Below are 15,859 nucleotides of genomic sequence, written 5' to 3' on the forward strand. Positions count from 1 at the left end.
GTACGACCGACCGTGCCACGGATGGAACGGGTGCGTCACCCGCACAACTCGCTCCGCACCATGCGGATCAGAAGCATTTGACGGTTCGGTCCAAGCCGCGGGTCGAACGGCCCATGCCCTATGTCCGTGACTCGTTCTGGAGCGGGCGGACGTTCACCTCGCTGGATCACATGCAGGCCGAGGCCCTGCTCTGGGCCACGAACGTCGCAGGTCAGCGGCAGTGCCCGCCCACTGGGCGGCGCGAAGCCGCTCTCCGTGTTCGAAGCGTGGAGGCCAAGGCCCTGCTGCCGCTGACCCGAAGAGCCGTTCGTGCTGGCCAGATGGTCACAGGCCACCGTCGGCCCGGACATCCACATCAAGGTCGGCCGCACCCTCTACTCGGTGCCCTGGAAGCTGATCGGCCGCCGTGTCGATGTCCGCTCCACCGCCACGATGGTGCAGGTCTTCCACGAGAGCGAGCTGGTCAAGACGCACGCGGCCCTTGAGCAGGGCAAACGCACCGACAGAGGCGACTACCCGCCCGAGAAGATCGCCTTCCAGATGCGCACGCCGATCTGGTGCCGTGGCCAAGCCTCCCAGGTCGGTGACGCCTGCCGGGAGGTGATCGACCAGCTGCTGGAGGTCAACGCCCTCTACCGGCTCAGGGCCGCCCAGGGAGTGCTCGGACTGCGCAAGATGTACGGCGACACCAGACTCGAAGCCGCCTGCCGCAAGGCGGTCGCGGTCGGTGACCCGTCCTACCGCACCGTCAAAGGCATCCTGGTCGCCGGCACCGAGACCGACCCCGAACCCGAGACTGGCTACGCCGGAGCCTCGGCCTTCCTGCACGGCCCCGAGGGCCTGTTCGCGGCCACCATCCCCCTGCAGATCCCCGGCGAAGTCCACGACGACCAGGGGCACGCCGACACCGACGCCGAGGAGGCCGGCCGGTGAGCGTGATGACCACCGCGCTGCGCGAGTCGCTGAAGACGCTGCGGCTGTCCGGCATGCTGGAAACCCTCGACGCCCGCCTCACCCAGGCCCAGAAGGGCGAACTCGGACACCTCGACTTCCTCCAGGTCCTCTGCCAGGACGAGATCACCCGCCGCGAGTCCGTCGCCCTCGAACGGCTCCTGCGCAAGGCAAAGTTCGAGCAGCAGGCCACCCTGGAAGGCTTCGACTTCACCGCCTCCCCGAAACTGCCCGCCGCCCAGATCCGCGACCTGGCGGCCCTGCGATGGCTCCACTCCGGCGAGTCCGTCATTCTGTTCGGACCGGTCGGCGTCGGAAAGACACACGTCGCCCAGGCCCTCGGCCACCAGGCCGTCCGCCAGGGCGCCAACGTCCGCTTCACCAAGACCAGCCGCACCCTGGCCGAGCTCGCCGGCGGCCACGCGGACCGCACCTGGGATAAGCGCATGCGCGAACTCATCCGCCCCGATCTGCTCATCCTCGACGACTTCGCCATGCGTCAGCTGACCGCACCCCAGGCCGACGACCTCTACGAACTCGTCTCCGAACGCCAGGGCCGGTCCCTGATCATCACCAGCAACCGGGCGCCCAGCGACTGGTATCCCCTCTTCCCCAACCCCGTCGTCGCCGAGTCACTACTGGACCGACTGATCAACGCCAGCCACCAGGTCATCATGAACGGCCCCAGCTACCGGCCCAACAAACGGCCCAAGAGTCCGACGGACAAGCCGCCGACCAGTTAGCGTCGGCTTCTCGCACTTCAGTGTGAGAAAGTCGGGCGCGTGATCGAGTCCTGGGTCTTCTCCGATGACACCGCGCCGACCTCACCGGCAGCGGCGATCGAAGTGCTGCGGGAACGGATCAGTGCCGGGCAGCTCGAGGCATGGCTGACCAGTTCGTCCGGCCGGTCACTGGCCTTCATCAGCAACACCGAGCGGGCCATGGTCGTGCTGCTGGACGGCGAAGACGACCCCGGCGAACACGCGGTGGATCCGGGTGCGAGCGGCTCCAGCAAGGGCTTCGTCCTGGCGAACGGGCAACACGACGAGTATTCCGACGAGGACACGCTGCCCCTGGCGGAGGCACTCCAGGTCGTCCAGCACATCCTGACCACGGGTGCCCCGCCCCCTCATGCTGCGTGGTCCATCGACCGCTGAGCCGCGGCAGCACCTGGGGAATTACGTGAACACCTGGGTGGGGAATTACGGGCTCTGGCGCTGATCTTGTGACGCAGTCGCTGTCAGTGGTCGATGTGATCATGGCTCGCGTGTTCTTCGCGGAGTTTCGAGGTGTTGTTCCCTCATCTGGCCGGTGTCGTGGTGGAGTTGGTCGAGCGGGCCGTGGCCGGGGTGGTCACGATGCATGCCCGGGCCCGCTCGGCGGGCGCGGATTGCCCGCACTGCGGTAGTGCGTCGGGCCGGGTGCACGGCCGGTATATGCGACGGCTTGCGGACGCCGCGGTCGGTGGGGCCACAGTGGTGATCGAGCTGCTGGTGCGTCGGTTCAAGTGCCCGAACCCGGCGTGCCCGGCGGTGACGTTCGCCGAGCAGATCGCAGGTCTGACGAGCCCGCATGCCCGCTACACGCCACTGGTGCGTGAGCAGTTGACCTCGATCGCTCTGGCGCTGGCCGGCCGCGCGGGAGCCCGCCTGGCCGGGGTCCTGGGCCTGCAGGTCGCCAAGGACACGCTGTTACGTCTGGTCCGCGCCACGCCGGAAGAACCCATGGGCGAGATCCGCGTGCTCGGTGTCGACGATTTCGCGCTGCGGAAGGGCGACTCGTACGCCACGATCCTGGTGGACCTGGAGAGACGGCGCCCGGTGGACGTGCTGCCCGGCCGGGACGCCGAACCGCTGGCCGCATGGCTGAAGGACCATCCGGAAGTGGAGATCATCTGCCGGGACCGGGCCGGAGCCTATGCCGAGGGCGCCCGCAGCGGAGCCCCGCAAGCGGTGCAGGTCGCCGACGCCTGGCATCTGTGGCACAACCTCGGCGAGGCCGTGGAAAAGACCGTCTCCGCCCAGGTCACAAGGACGAAGCTACTCAAAAGACAAGGATTCGGTCGAGCCAACCTCGACTTCCTCCGCAAGCGCGTACTCCTCACGCCCTGACCCGGCAGCGTCACAAGATCAGCGCCAGAGCCGAATTACGTGACCGTCCACAGGTTCATCTCGCGGTCGTCGTCGAAGTCCCAGCCAGGTCCCAGGTCCGGGTAGCGGGCGGTGAATGCGTCGTTGGGGAGTTCCTCGCCGGTCGCTGCCAGATAGGCGTCCCACGAGATGCTCAGTGTCTCTTCGCATTTGAACTCTTGCCCCTCGGCGGCCGCGGTGCGAACAACGGGAAGGGCGGCCAATGCATCAGGGTCGGCGACAACGCTCTCGAACACCTCGCGGCCCTGCGTGATCAGCCAGCCGCGCCGTTGATGATGTATGCGGCGGCCCACAGAGGGTTCTGGAAGGTAGCCGCCATCAGGTCCGACAAGACCTGCTCCGCAGCGATGATCTCCTGCGGCGTGCGGAGGGCAAGCAGCGCGGTTGCCCGTTCGGCGATCAGCACGCCGTCACTGCGATCGGCTACTTGTGTGCGGGCGTCCTCGATGAGTTGCCAGAACCGCTCGGCTGCAAATAGCAGCACGAGGCACAGTGGCCCCATGGATGAACGAGGGTTGGACCGCGCCGGGACGATCGCACGCGAAGGCGCACTGGACCGAGTGCCGGCAGCGTTCGTGCCCGTCGTCGAAGCCGCCCGCGCTCATATCACCGAGACGTTCGACAATATGCGCCTGCACAGTGCCTACCTCTACGGCAGCATCCCCCGTGGCACCGCCATCCCCGGAGTCTCCGACCTCGACCTCCAGCTCGCCCTCCACGATGAGCCCACCGAAGCCGACCGCGCTGACGGCAAAGCGATCGAGGCCGTACTCGACCATGCGCTCCCGCAGATCGATGGCGTCGGGATCCTGCTGACCAGCACGCGGGTTCTGCTCAGCGACGTCGAACGTCACGATGGCGGATTCTTCATAGCCTGCCTCTGCACCCCGTTGCTGGGCCCTGACCTCGCAGAACAACTGCCCCGATACCGCCCCACAGCCCTCCTCGCCCGGGAGACCAACGGTGACCTCGCCCGCGTCCTTCCACGCTGGCGTGCCAAAGCAGCCGAAGCCACAACGGACGCCGATCGCCGGATCCTCAGCCGTCTCGTAGGCCGTCGCATCGTTCGCACAGGATTCACCCTGGTCATGCCCCGATGGGGCGGCTGGACCAGCGACCTCGACCAGTCCGCCGAGCTCTTCGGCCGTTACTACCCCGAGCGTGTCGAGCAGATGCGTGTCGCCGCGTCCATTGGACGTGCGCCCTCACCCGACCCGGCGGTGTTCGGGATGCTCATCAATGACCTCGGCTCTTGGCTCGCGGCCGAATACACAGCCGTGCACGGGGAGAAAGCCCCGCGCCCCTGACGGGCGGCCCACGGCATGATCGACCTTCTCAGCAAGCACTGAAGCTCCAGATTCCCAGCAGCATCATTCTCGCTTTACACAGACGCTGGAGCTCACCGCCGGAACTGGCAGACCATCCAGGCAAATGCAGGCGCCTTCAACGAGCGGGATGTGTATCTGGCTTCCGGCGTTCCGGTAGACCGGCCGGCGTCTTCGCGGCAGCCACCCCGGTCACGTTGTGATGGAGGACCGGCAGCCGCAAGTCCCCTGGCGAGAGAACCGGGCCATGTCGATGCCCCGTTTAGACCATGCAAGCTTGTAGACCTCGCAGCAAGATCCCAAGGAGATCACGATGGCGCTTCCGAGTACAGTGAGGGCGCTGCGCATACTGCTCTACGTCTTCATGGCCTTTGTGGCAATTGCCGTGGTTGGCATCGCGTTGCAGTACTACCCCGGGTCTGTCTTCGTGCAGGTGCTGTCGCTTTTGCCCGCTCTGGCCAGTGTTGTCCAGGTCTTTTACCTTCAGCCAGGCCGCGGCGTACTGCGCATCACTCTCACCGTGACACTGTCGGTGTACCTCGTCGGTGCCTTCTGTGCGCTGGTGATGGAAAGAAGCCCGGGGGCCGTCATCGGTGTGGTCCTGGGCACGGCGATGCTGGTGCTGCTACACCAGCGCAGCTCCCGCGAGTGGTTCGCGCATTCCGATTCGAAGAGAGTCAACCCTCTCCCGTCGGCACTCGGCTGAGTTTGATCTTCAAGTCTCCTCCTCGGCTCCGTCGCGTCGAGGCACGTCTACTTTGCGCAGTTTCTTGCCGACTCGGTGGCGGGGTGCGGGCGTGGAGGTGCGGCCCTTGGGGCATGCGCATCTCGCGTCCTCCTTTCGCGTAGGCGGGCGTCGGGCCCCTCCCGGAGGCTCGGGACCCTGTCTCGCACCGCTGGCTGCGCCTTCGCCGGCCGTCCAGGAATGGCAGGCGCCCCTGACTCGTCGCGCACCACGTTTGCTGCCGACGCCGTGCACATCGTTGCAGTGCGACGCTGGGGGCAAGAGTGAGCGGTCGTCGCCGGTTCCCCTGATGTCTGGCGGTGCGCTACCGCTGCGTGCCATGCCTAGCGTGTGCGACGTTGTGGCCAGTGACCGGTGCACGCTAGCCCTGTCGCCTCACCTCAGCGGAAAACTGCGGGCGCAGTGGTTGTGCTCGGTCCTCGTGGTTGCGGGGCTACTCGCCCGGCTTCACCGGCACGATCTGTATGCGGGTCGCCCCTGCTGCTGCCAGCCGCTGCGCACGGTTCTCGGCGCTCGGGCGTTCGTAGCTCACGGCCGACGCACGCTCCTGCCCGTCCTCGATCTACTTGACCTTGAAGTTCTGCATCACTGTCCATCGTCGTTGTGCCTGCTGCGCGTCCCTGCCCGCTCGCGGCCTGTGGAGAGGTGCTGACCGCCCGCGGGATGCCTGCCAGCGTCCCCGAGACGGGTTTGACTTGCTCGATCACGATAACCGGCACGTCCGACAACGCAGCCGGCGCGAGCTCGGGGCCGAGCCTTCCGAGCCCAGTCGGCAGTGCAATACCAGGACCCACACCGCGACCGTCCGGTGGTCGCCGTCGGTGAGCACCATGCGGTTGTCGACCACGGCACCGACGGAGGTCTACACAGGACCGGTGTGGCGATCAAGGGCGGACGTCTCATCACTTCCATGCGCGGGGGCACGCCCCACACTTGCACCTGGCCGTCCCCTGCCGGTGCCGGCGACCCGGCGGCCGACGGTGACGGCGGCGGAGAGCAACGTGAGGCGGGTGCCGGCGCTCTGGCCAGCGTGGGCGAATCGTCATTTAAGCTTCAAGGCGGCCGCGGGGCTGCGGCTCGTCGCTGTGCGCGGCGACTGCGGAACGGTCAGGCCGGCCGGTCGAGGAGAGCGGCCTCTGTCAGGGCCTTGGTCCGGACGGGGACCACGTGATGCTGATCATGAAGACCCCGGGGAATCGCGTGACCGCCGACCTGCGTCTCAGTGGTGGGGGATGCTCAGCCCACCCGCCCGCGAACGGAAGACCCCCAGGGAGAAGTGAGGTATGGCAGTGATCTGCGTCGGAGGCATGATCGGAATCGGCAAGACGAGTGTGGCCGAACTGCTCGCCAAGGTGCTGGGCAGCGAAGTCTTCTACGAGAGTGTGGAAGACAATCCGATCCTTCCGCTCTTCTATGCGGCGAGCCCCGAGGAGATCCAGGCGAAGCGCTACCCCTTCCTGCTCCAGCTCTACTTCCTGCAGACGCGGTTCGCCTCGATCAAGGAGGCGTACAAGCAGGGCGACAACGTCCTCGACCGGTCCATCTACGAGGACTGGTACTTCGCCAAGGTCAATCACGACCTGGGCCGGATCAGCTCCCTCGAGATGCGGGTATACGAGGGGCTGCTCGACGAAATGATGCGCGAGATCGACGGCCTGCCGTACCGCAAGGCACCCGATCTCATGGTCTATCTCAAGGCAGACTTCGAGACGGTGCTGCACCGTATCGGGCTGCGGGGCCGCGATTTCGAACAGGACGAGAGCCTCGTCGAGTACTACCGGACGCTGTGGTCGGGCTACGACGACTGGGTGCACAAGCACTACTCGGCCAGCGAGGTCCTCGTCGTCGACATGAACCACACAGATGTGGTGAACAACCCCGAGGACGCGGCCCGCGTGGCGCGGGAGGTCACGGACGCCCTGGCGGCGGTCGGGCGCCGGGTCTGAAGCCGTTCCAGGCGGGGGGAGGCCACGGCCTGGACCTGGGTTGGTAGCTGCGGCTCGTCGGTGGTCGCGATGTCCGGCCAGCGGTCAAGCACGGCTCTGCCGGCGGTCGGGACCTCCCGGGCCCGGTCCGTGACCATCGCGCATACCGGTGCCCGCCCGTCGTGCCGGACGAGCCGGGACCGCGGCTTCGGCGGCGCCACACGGCGGCCGCCCTTCTTCCTCGCCTGCTCCTGCGCGGCACGCAGCGCGACACGAGCCAGGTCGACGCCGCTGGGCTGCGGTTGCTGGTCCGAGTTCATCACGCCACCTGCCCGGCGAGCTCCTGAACCAGGTGCCGCGCACACACGCTCCGCCTCGGCAGTGCCTCGCGTCCGCACGACACATCGCCCACGCCCCGGCACGTCACGAGGATTGATTTCGGAGGGGAGCGTCGGCGTGGGCGATGCCAGCGCGGCGGCTTCCTCGCGGCAGAGATTGCACCGGCCGTCCGCGAGGGCGGGCCCGGTCAGGAGGATCCGTGCTCCGCAATCGCCGCAGGACCCGCGCGACGAGCCCTCCGGCTCGCGAGGTGCCGGAACCAGACCCGGGTGGCGGACGGCGTCGTCCGGCTCGGCACCGCGAACTGCCCGCACACGGCTGCACCGGCAGCATCCAGTGCCTCCGCCGCTACTTCCGGCCCTTCAGGAAGCCGCACAGCCCACGCTGAAGAACCCGGCCCCGCCTGCTCCCAAGCCGCGGCCCGCCCCGAAACCCCGGCGCGCCGTGCGCTGGATCATGACCAATGCCGGACACCTCACTGAGACCGACGCCGCCGAACTGAAGGAGATTCGAGCCGCCTGCGCGCACCTCGATGCCACCGCGCGCCACGTCCGCGACTTCGCCGCCATGATGCGCGACCTGCGCGGCAACGACCTGTCCGCATGGATAGACCGCGTCCTCGCCGACGACCTGCCCGCCCTGCACTCCTTGGTCAACGGCATGAAGCGAGACCTGGACGCCGTCACTGCTGGCCTGTCCACGCCATGGAGCTCGGGCCAGGTCGAGGGCCATGGGACTAGAGCCAAGCTCCTTAAACGCATGGGCTTCGGCCGCGCCGACTTCGACCTTCTCCGCAGACGCATCCTCCTGCGGACTTGAGGCGGGACCGCCAACGCTGCTAAAGATCGCCGAGAATCCTCTCGTGGACGATCTCCTGAGCTTTCTTCCCGCCCGTTATGAGGTGGACAACCATGTCTATGCCGAGGTGGCCCACCGCTTCGGGGGTGGCGCAGTCCTTGACAGTCATCTGCCGATGCTCGACTTGGTCGACATGCTGGCTCGGGAGTACGAGGCGATGGATCCCTCCGACGCTCGCTTGGCAGGTCTTCGTTATGCCCTCCGTGTGCTCGCACAGTCGTACGCCGAGCACCCCGATTACCGGGCAGAGTGGCGACCCTAAAACCTGGTCCAGGAGGAAGCCATGGAGCGTCATAAGATCCCCGACAGAGCCGAATTGCGTGAGCGCTGACAATGGCCCCATCCGAGCCTCGAGCAGTTTGCGCGGCGTCACGCCGACGGGATCCCGCTGTACGAACCCGCGGCCCCGTGAATCGCGCACGCCCGGGTACCGGTCAGCCGACCGCAGCACCCGCAGCGGCCCCTCGTCGGGCCCGAAACGGCAGTACGTCAGCTGCAGGACCGGGAGTTGTAGCTGGCAAACTTATAGACGCCGCCGTCACCCTCTGGGAACAGGTAGTTGCCGTCCACGGCACGTATCAACGGGAAGTTGTGTGCGAAGCCGTCGTAGTACAGGTCCAGGGAGTTGTTGGGACCAGTGCTGCTGGCTACGTAGTGCAGGTAGTTGCCGGCCATGCCGAATGTGGCTTTGCCGACCGACCCGTCCTTCTGCAGACTGACGGAGTCCTGCCAGGCCACGGTCGCATTGTAGGTCTTGGTGCCGAAGACCCCGTCGATGTCCGCGGTGGAGGGCAGGAAGCCGTCTGCCCACAGGATCTTCTGCCACAGGCATGTGGCGTTGGACGACGCGTGCATGTTGGTCTGCAGGAGGCCTTCGTCGTTCCAGTCGTCCACCCAGGTTCCGCTCCCGTAGACGTAGGCCCGGCCGCTGTAGGTCCCGCTCGCCGCGGCCGGGGTGGTGCTCACGGCGAGGACGGCGGCGGTCAGCGCTCCCACCGTGCCCGCGCCGAACTTGATTCGCTTCGTGGCTGTCGGCGGCGTCCTTCCAGGAGACGACCAGGGTCCTCACCGACGCGGCGATCAACGCCAAGTCGGACTCCGCGACCCAGCGCACCATCGCGGCCCAGCTGAAGCACGCCACGGCCGTGTGGTCGGCGTGGTCCGAGTAGCCGGGCTGCTCGCTGTCCCGCTTGCGGGTCATGGAGCAGTACCGGCCGACCGTGATCCAGACCCTGGACCCGGACCCCGACATCCAGCACAGCGACGAGGCGCTCCCGAGAACGGGTCGATACCGCATATTCACGCCATTAATAGGTCATGTCCGCGCCAACTTGTGGGGTATGGCGCGTCAGGTTGGTACGGACCCTCAGGTTCGGGGTGAAGCCAGGGGTCTTCTGCGGCAGAACACTGTGTTGTGTGCCATCGGCGGCCGATGGTGATGAGGATGCGCGATAGCGCGTCCGGCCTTCAGGCGTGTCAAGAGCGTCCGGGGGTTGGAACGGCGGTGCGCGGGGGTGCGTAGAAGTTGCGCCTCATGCACTTCCCGGGCGCCGGTTCAGTAGGTGACGACGATCCGGCGGGCCGGTCCGTCCACCCGGACTCGTCCGCCTACGGGGATCACGACCTGGGGGTCGGTGTGGCCGAGGTCGACGTCGAACACCGCCATGGTGTCGGGGGCGTACTGGCTGAGTGCCCGCAGGACGGCCTCCCGCTGCTGTTGGCGAAAGCGCGCCTTGTCCTGGGCGCTGAGCCGGTTCTCGAATGACCAGCTCTTTGCTCGTCCCATGAGTAGTGCCGGGAACTGCTGCAGGAGCTTGCGTTCGCCCATATTGCGCAGGATCCGGTAGACCTCCTCGGCGCGCGGCATCTCTTCGGAGGTCTCCAGGAAGAGCACGCCGCCGGAGTATGCCTCGACCGGTTGCACTTCGCGGTTGGCCATCAGCAGCCAGGACAGGATCTCCAGGTTGCCGCCCCAGCTGTTTCCTTCTGCCACGTGGTCACCGTTGTGCCAGCTCCAGCCTTCGGCGGCTTCCATGGCCGGCTCGGCCTCGAAGGTGTGCGGGTCCTCCCACGGACGGTTGACGTCTCCGTAGGTATTTGAAGGCATGAGCTCGTACTCGCCCGAGGTGAACAGGGCTGCCCGCAGCGAGTCGGCGGTCAGCGGGTGCATCGCGCCGGGCCGCCCCAGCTCGACCATGACGGAACCGCCGTGGTAGCTGACGATGCCCAGGTTCCGCAAGCACAGCAGCAGGTTGGTGCTGTCGCTGTAGCCGAAGAAGGGCTTCGGGTTTGCGCGCAGAAGGTCCCGGTCAAGGTGGGGGAGCACGGTGATCTGGTCGTCACCGCCGATGCTGGCGATCACTGCCTTGATCTCGGGGTCGGCGAAGGCCATGTGGATGTCGGCGGCCCGCTCTTCGGGGGTCGCGCCCATCTTGCGGGTCGTGGGGTACTCCACTGACTTGAGACCGAAGTCGTCTCGGAGTCTGCGCAGTCCCAGTTCGTACGGCAGTGGCAGGAGGCCGGGCAGGCCGGACGAAGGGGACAGCACTGCCACGCGGTCTCCGGGACGGGCCTTGGTGGGGTAGATGGGAGCCGTCATCCAATGATCGTAGGTGTCCGGCGGGCCGGGTGTCGCTGGCATTACTCGGCGGCCGGCCTCGTTCGCCACTTCCCCTCATGGGCAGAGTATTCCGCTGACGTCGGGATCGGCTCCGGCAGACCGCTCAGCGTGGGCCTCCAGGAGTTGGCGGGCGGAGTTCGCGTAGCGGAAGGGGTCTTCTCTTCGAGTCCGAAGACCTTGGCGAGGTGGAGCGGGTCAGGGCCGTGGACGAGGGCTTCTTCGAGCTGACGGTCGACGCGGAGCCGTTCCAGGGTGGCGTTCTGGCCGTGGAGGTCGTGTTTGATCCACCAGCCGCTGACCGTCCGGTCTCCAGTGCGGTCATCTGGTTGGTGAGCAGGTGGGGGTTTGCGGTGCTCGGCCAGCGCTGCTGCTGGTAGTCCAGCCATGCCAGCAGCATCTGATGAGTGAGGTTGTCCATGGGGGGATGCGTCCGGGGATCCAACCGGCGTATGGCATGCGGGCGGAGATTACCTCTGGTTGCGCCGGTCAGCCCGCGATCCGTCACCGATCTGGCCGCAGGATTGCGCAGGTCACAGGACTGCGGGGAGATTCCAGGCAGGTCCCTCGGTGTCGCCGTAGGTGACGGTTTGACAGGTGGGGGTGATCGTGAGCAGAAAGTCGTCGCGTGCGGGTTCGTCCAGGAAGAGTTTCGCGAGGTCTTCTACGGTGTCCCAGAGTCGCTGTGGTCCGAACTGGTGGACTGATCCGGATGCGTGGACGATTGCGGTTGAGCCGTCTGGAGTCCACAGTGCGACGGCGTCGAGTGCTCCTCTCTCGTCCCGCCAGGCCCAGGTTGTGTGGCCGGGGAGGGCTACTGATGTGGGGAAATGGAGCCGTTCGAGCAGGTCAGAGGGTGGGATGGTGCTGTCAGTAGGGGGTTGCTCGAGTGCAGCGTCCAACTGTGGTGCCACGCTGGTTGTGCGCCAGGTCGTGAAGTGTGCTGGTGCCGGCAGGAAGCGGCCGTATGCGTGACCAGGGCCGGTGATGATGGCGCGGACGACTCCGTAGCCGAGCGGTACGACCATGATTGCGCCGAGAGCTGCCTGTCGCAGGAGCGGCCTTGGGATCATGTGCAGTCCGACGGTGGAGATGATGCGGTCGTAGGGGGCGTTGCGCGGATAGCCCTCAGCGACGTGCCCGGCTACCACCGTTGGGATGAAGCCAGCCTGCCGCAGGTGTCTCGACGCGCTCTCGACGAGCTGCGGGTCGATGTCGACGCTCGTTACGTTCGTGTCGCCGAGCCGGTGGCAGATGAGGGCCAGGTCGTAGCCGGTGCCGGTCCCCAGCTCGAGCACTCGGTGGCCTTCGCCGGTTTCGAGGGCCTCGAGCATGGCCAGCATCAGCGAGGGCTGGGTGGAGTAGCTGTTGGGGACACCGCGGTTGTCGAGTCGCGTCGTCAGCGCGGTATCGCTGTAGACCGCCTCCAAGTAGCCCGCATCTCCCCAGGCGAGCGGCATCCACGCCCCGTGGCTGTCCTGCTGGTACAGGCGTGGCACGAATACGTGGCGGGGGACGGAAGCGAAGGCATCGGCCCACTCGCTCGAGCACCCGCCGGCGACGATGACGGCAAGGCGCTGGCGTGCGGCGGCGGAGGCGTCGGTGTCAGACCAGTTCAATCGTGAGCTCCTCACAGGTACTCGGCGTGCGCCGCAGCGGCGCCAATGTGTTGAGGGCGGGGCACCTCGGGCATACCGAGCGCAGGCGGTTCATGGGCAGGACCACACCTCGACGTCCAGGACGTGGGCGCCTTGGCGGCCGAGGGCGACGCCGCGGTGAATGGCGCCGCTGGTCAGCTGTTTGCCGCAGGCGCAGCACGCGCGGCCGGCGTACTGCTCGGCGGACAGCTCCAGTGCGGACGGTAGTGGGGCTTCCCGACACGGCTTCGGGCCTGCAGTCCTGTCGACTTCTGGCCCGGTCACTGCGGCTCCGGACCGCGGTTGCGCCAGCTATGCCCGGACGCCCAGTCGTGATGGTCGCCGTCGTGGCCGGGGGCTTCGGTGCAGCGGTGTGCCGTGCCTGGTTTCCGGACCCAGCAGTAGCAGGGGATGACCACGCGGTTGGGGGTGGTGAACGGCGCCGGCGGGGTGCTCATGCCAACCTCGGCTTCGACTCGTCAGTGTCGGCGGTGAATAGGACCGAGGCTCCGTTTGTTGCCGCGCACTCTATGGGGGCGTAGGCCGACCCGTCGTGCCCGCTGCTTGCTGCGAATGCAGCCACGCAGACCATTTGGCTTGCGTCCGGGTGCGGGCAGTAGATGCAGTTCGCTTCATGCTGCTTCATGACGCGCTGGCCCTCCCCATGGCCGGGTTGAGGGCGGCCTCGATGGCAGCCTGGAGGGCGCCGGGCTGCGTGGTCCATGTGCCGTCGGTCGGGCAGATGCGCCAGTGCGGGCCGGGGCCTTCGATGCGGAGAGGTGGCGGGATGACGACGAACGTGCCCCTGCCGATCGGGCGCGTGTTCGTGACGGCCCAGTCAGCGGCGGCGCCTGCGGGGACAAACCAATAGAGGGCGAGGGCTCCGGGGTCTTCGAGGACCGCGCCGGAGCGTGCCCCGAGGATGCTCAGCGCGGTGAGGCCGACGCTTCGGGGGACGCGGACAGCGTCCCAGTCCCGGCCGGCGGGGATGGGGACGCAGTCCCTTTGCGGTCTGGCGGCTGGCGTGGGCACTGAGTGCTCCTCGTTCGGCGTGACGTGGGTGGGTAATCAGAGTGGCCCCAGTCAGCCTGCAGATCGAGGGCTTAGGAAGGGCTTTTGGTTGCCTCAAAGAGGACCTTCTAGCGGGCCTGAGGGTGAATACTGGCCGAAGAGAGGACTCGCTGTGACACTGGCAATGCACCTATTAGTCACGGAGGTTGAGCGTGCCCCGACCACCAGGAAACACCCGTCTCAAAGCCGCCCGCCTCGCGGCCGGCTACTCATCCCAGCAAGCCCTCGCCAGCGCGATGAGTCAGCAAGGACTCTCAGTTGGCGTGCGTCAGATCCGGCGATGGGAATCCGAGAACCCTCCTTGGCCGCATCCGGATTGCCAGAAGGTACTGACCCAGCTCCTCGGCCAGGACATCCAGGATCTCGGATTCACTCCACCGAGCGGACGTGACGCACCGACACCCGGGCGCCGTAAGGCAGTTGCGACCACCTTGGCGGCCGTCGGCCTGGCCGCCGTACCGGCGCAGACCTCCAAGTCGGTCCAACCTTCCACAGCCGGCAGCGACTTCGTGGCCGTTACACGAGCCCACCGACGGTTGTACTGGAGCGTTGCCCCTTCGACGCTGCATCCGGCCGCGAGTGCACACGCCGCCCTCGGTATCGCTCTGCTCACGGAGACAGCCGGTGCTACCCGGCAGACCGTGGCCGCGGCCTTGGCCGAGACGTATCTCCTGTGTGGGCGGATCGAGTTCTTTGACCTGCGCCAGCCCGACCGGGCGAGCGAGACCCTGCTCCGGGCGCTCCAAGCTGCCGGTGAGGCGGACGAGCCGCTGCTCGGCTCTGCGGTGCTGGCTCACACCGCATTCATCCCGGGCTGGGCGGGCCGCCGCGAGGAGGCAGCCGAGCGGATGGTGGCGGCACGGACGTATGCCCGCCGCGGCACGGCGTCAGCACAGTTCCTCGCCTGGCTGGATGCGGTCGAGGCCGAGTGCGAGACGCGGTGCGGCAACCCTCGCACGGCGTTGCACCTGATCGGCCATGCCGAGGACCTTCTTGCCGTCGGATCTCAGCATCAGAACCCGGAGTGGATGGACTGGTTCAGCCCGGTACGGCTGGCGGCGTTCAAGGGGAACACCCAACTCCAGGCGAATCACCTGCCGCAGGCGCGCGAAACGCTGCTTCAGGTCCTCGACACGTTGCGGCCGGACGAGGAGAAGCAACGCAGCGTAGTCCTCGGGGACCTGGCAGCCGTCGAGGCCGCGGCCCAGCGGCCGGAGGAGGCATGCGCCTACGCGGTGCGCGCGCTGGATCAGCTTGCAATCACCTGGTACGCGACCGGCATGGACCGCGTGAGGGACGTACGGCGAGCGCTCGCTACATGGCAGAACGAGCGCTGCGTCCGCGACCTCGACGAGAAGCTGTACGGGTGGGGCACTACCGTCAGCGCGCTGACTGGTTGAGCTGGACGATCCGCTCCCGGATTTGCAGGAGGCTGTCGATCCGCATGGTCGGCAGCCTCTTCGCGTCATCGCTGTTCCACTGGATGGTCGCCCAGGGGCCGCGATGAATCAGGGCCGTGGCCATGCCGGAGGTGATCGCCGGGCGAATGTCGTTATCGACACGGTCGCCGACGTAGAGGATCTCGTCGTTCGCGAAGGGGACGACCTCGGCGACGCGGACGAAGAACTCGGGGTCGGGCTTGCTCGCGCCCCAGTCGTCCGAGGTGCCGATGAGGTCGACGTCTTTGGTAAACAGATCGCGGAGGATCCCGCCGGCGCGGACCGTCTGATTGCCTGCGATGCCCAGCCACAGGCCGGCCTCGCGCAGCGCGGCGAAGGCTGGGCGTACGTCAGGGTAGAGGTCGTTTTCGCCGAACCATTCGGGTTTGCCCGCGGCAGCGCGGGCCTCGCGCTGTTCGTAGAGGTCGAAGCCGGGGCGAAATTCCTGGAAGGTGTCGCGGTAGTCGCGTCCTTGGGCGATGACGGCGCCGAACATGGCGGCGAAGGTGTGGCGGGGTACGCCGAGCCAGTCGGCCCAGGTGCCGTACTCCCTGGTTTCGTCCACTAGGCACTCACCGACGTCGAAGACCACTGCCCGAATCATGGGTCCGATCGTAGGCGCGGGATGGAAAACCGCTGCCGCAGGGGGCTGACCTTTCATTTGGTGTCATGCGGACTGGCGGGGTGGCAGCAGCAAGAAGAGATGTTGGCGACTCGAGGAACCTCCCTCCTTCTCGTACGCAGCATTTGCACGGCCAAGCCAGCGAGCCTGTCACGGGAGGTGCCAGCCGTGCCGGATCGG

At 67.1% G+C, this 15,859-nt stretch carries 18 protein-coding genes and 1 pseudogene; 10 read left to right on the plus strand and 9 right to left on the minus strand.

Annotated elements, in window-relative coordinates; translation table 11 throughout:
• Positions 1-309: 309 nt before the first annotated feature.
• The 4 genes from ABT078_RS27245 (at position 310) to ABT078_RS27260 (ending at position 3,062) form a co-directional block, all read left to right on the plus strand.
• Positions 310-933 carry a Mu transposase domain-containing protein gene (locus ABT078_RS27245; RefSeq protein WP_351232151.1) on the plus strand — a complete coding sequence of 208 codons (624 nt, stop codon included), beginning with the start codon at positions 310-312 and terminating at the stop codon, positions 931-933.
• A complete protein-coding gene (gene istB / locus ABT078_RS27250; protein WP_502981347.1) occupies positions 930-1,694 on the plus strand; it encodes an IS21-like element helper ATPase IstB in 765 nt (254 codons plus the stop codon). Before ABT078_RS27245 ends, istB begins: the two co-directional genes overlap by 4 nt.
• Positions 1,695-1,733: 39 nt before the next feature.
• Positions 1,734-2,108, plus strand: a complete 375-nt coding sequence (locus tag ABT078_RS27255; RefSeq protein WP_351232153.1) for a hypothetical protein — start codon at positions 1,734-1,736, stop codon at positions 2,106-2,108.
• A 201-nt stretch (positions 2,109-2,309) separates the two neighbouring features.
• Positions 2,310-3,062 (plus strand): ISL3 family transposase, encoded by a 753-nt coding sequence (locus ABT078_RS27260; protein ID WP_351232265.1) that lies wholly within the window; start codon positions 2,310-2,312, stop codon positions 3,060-3,062.
• A gap of 35 nt (positions 3,063-3,097) precedes the next feature.
• Here ABT078_RS27260 and ABT078_RS27265 read toward each other — a convergent pair.
• Positions 3,098-3,603 (minus strand): annotated as a pseudogene (locus tag ABT078_RS27265) (DUF4240 domain-containing protein).
• Here ABT078_RS27265 and ABT078_RS27270 point away from each other — a divergent pair.
• Positions 3,602-4,408, plus strand: a complete 807-nt coding sequence (locus ABT078_RS27270; RefSeq protein ID WP_351232155.1) for a nucleotidyltransferase domain-containing protein — start codon at positions 3,602-3,604, stop codon at positions 4,406-4,408. The pseudogene ABT078_RS27265 and the gene ABT078_RS27270 sit on opposite strands and share 2 nt — an antisense overlap.
• A gap of 331 nt (positions 4,409-4,739) precedes the next feature.
• Positions 4,740-5,132, plus strand: coding sequence for a hypothetical protein (locus ABT078_RS27275; protein WP_351232157.1), 393 nt, complete (start codon positions 4,740-4,742; stop codon positions 5,130-5,132).
• A gap of 472 nt (positions 5,133-5,604) precedes the next feature.
• Here the strand turns inward: ABT078_RS27275 and ABT078_RS42850 are convergent, their stop codons facing one another.
• Positions 5,605-5,733: a DUF8636 domain-containing protein gene (locus ABT078_RS42850; protein ID WP_502981351.1), complete on the minus strand. Its 129-nt coding sequence runs from the start codon at positions 5,731-5,733 to the stop codon at positions 5,605-5,607.
• A gap of 721 nt (positions 5,734-6,454) precedes the next feature.
• Here ABT078_RS42850 and ABT078_RS27280 point away from each other — a divergent pair.
• Both ABT078_RS27280 and ABT078_RS42855 read left to right on the plus strand, forming a co-directional pair.
• Positions 6,455-7,117, plus strand: a complete 663-nt coding sequence (locus ABT078_RS27280) for a deoxynucleoside kinase (RefSeq protein ID WP_351232159.1) — start codon at positions 6,455-6,457, stop codon at positions 7,115-7,117.
• A 69-nt stretch (positions 7,118-7,186) separates the two neighbouring features.
• Positions 7,187-8,254 (plus strand): transposase, encoded by a 1,068-nt coding sequence (locus ABT078_RS42855; protein ID WP_502981348.1) that lies wholly within the window; start codon positions 7,187-7,189, stop codon positions 8,252-8,254.
• Between the two features lie 19 nt (positions 8,255-8,273).
• On the opposite strand, the gene ABT078_RS27290 is transcribed toward ABT078_RS42855, so the two are convergent.
• Positions 8,274-8,402 carry a hypothetical protein gene (locus tag ABT078_RS27290; protein ID WP_351232278.1) on the minus strand — a complete coding sequence of 43 codons (129 nt, stop codon included), beginning with the start codon at positions 8,400-8,402 and terminating at the stop codon, positions 8,274-8,276.
• Positions 8,403-8,408: 6 nt separating this feature from the next.
• On the opposite strand from ABT078_RS27290, the gene ABT078_RS27295 reads away from it, so the two are divergent.
• On the plus strand, positions 8,409-8,555 hold the full coding sequence (locus ABT078_RS27295) for a DUF6221 family protein (protein WP_502981352.1): 147 nt from the start codon (positions 8,409-8,411) through the stop codon (positions 8,553-8,555).
• 227 nt (positions 8,556-8,782) lie between these two features.
• On the opposite strand, the gene ABT078_RS27300 is transcribed toward ABT078_RS27295, so the two are convergent.
• The 5 genes from ABT078_RS27300 to ABT078_RS27320 form a co-directional block, all read right to left on the minus strand.
• A complete protein-coding gene (locus ABT078_RS27300; protein ID WP_351232163.1) occupies positions 8,783-9,259 on the minus strand; it encodes a peptidoglycan-binding domain-containing protein in 477 nt (158 codons plus the stop codon).
• Positions 9,260-9,848: 589 nt separating this feature from the next.
• Positions 9,849-10,892, minus strand: a complete 1,044-nt coding sequence (locus ABT078_RS27305; protein ID WP_351232165.1) for a S66 family peptidase — start codon at positions 10,890-10,892, stop codon at positions 9,849-9,851.
• A 41-nt stretch (positions 10,893-10,933) separates the two neighbouring features.
• Complete coding sequence (locus ABT078_RS27310) at positions 10,934-11,299, minus strand: hypothetical protein (RefSeq protein ID WP_351232167.1); 366 nt, start codon at positions 11,297-11,299, stop codon at positions 10,934-10,936.
• A 144-nt stretch (positions 11,300-11,443) separates the two neighbouring features.
• Positions 11,444-12,529 carry a methyltransferase domain-containing protein gene (locus ABT078_RS27315; RefSeq protein WP_351232170.1) on the minus strand — a complete coding sequence of 362 codons (1,086 nt, stop codon included), beginning with the start codon at positions 12,527-12,529 and terminating at the stop codon, positions 11,444-11,446.
• Positions 12,530-13,189: 660 nt separating this feature from the next.
• A complete protein-coding gene (locus ABT078_RS27320) occupies positions 13,190-13,579 on the minus strand; it encodes a hypothetical protein (protein ID WP_351232172.1) in 390 nt (129 codons plus the stop codon).
• Between the two features lie 191 nt (positions 13,580-13,770).
• On the opposite strand from ABT078_RS27320, the gene ABT078_RS27325 reads away from it, so the two are divergent.
• Positions 13,771-15,018, plus strand: coding sequence for an NsdA family TPR-like regulatory protein (locus ABT078_RS27325; protein WP_351232174.1), 1,248 nt, complete (start codon positions 13,771-13,773; stop codon positions 15,016-15,018).
• Here ABT078_RS27325 and ABT078_RS27330 read toward each other — a convergent pair.
• Complete coding sequence (locus tag ABT078_RS27330) at positions 14,999-15,661, minus strand: HAD family hydrolase (RefSeq protein WP_351232176.1); 663 nt, start codon at positions 15,659-15,661, stop codon at positions 14,999-15,001. The genes ABT078_RS27325 and ABT078_RS27330 overlap by 20 nt on opposite strands.
• Positions 15,662-15,859: the final 198 nt, after the last annotated feature.

The organism is Streptomyces sp. NPDC002133, assembly GCF_040296405.1.
Taxonomy (GTDB): domain Bacteria; phylum Actinomycetota; class Actinomycetes; order Streptomycetales; family Streptomycetaceae; genus Streptomyces.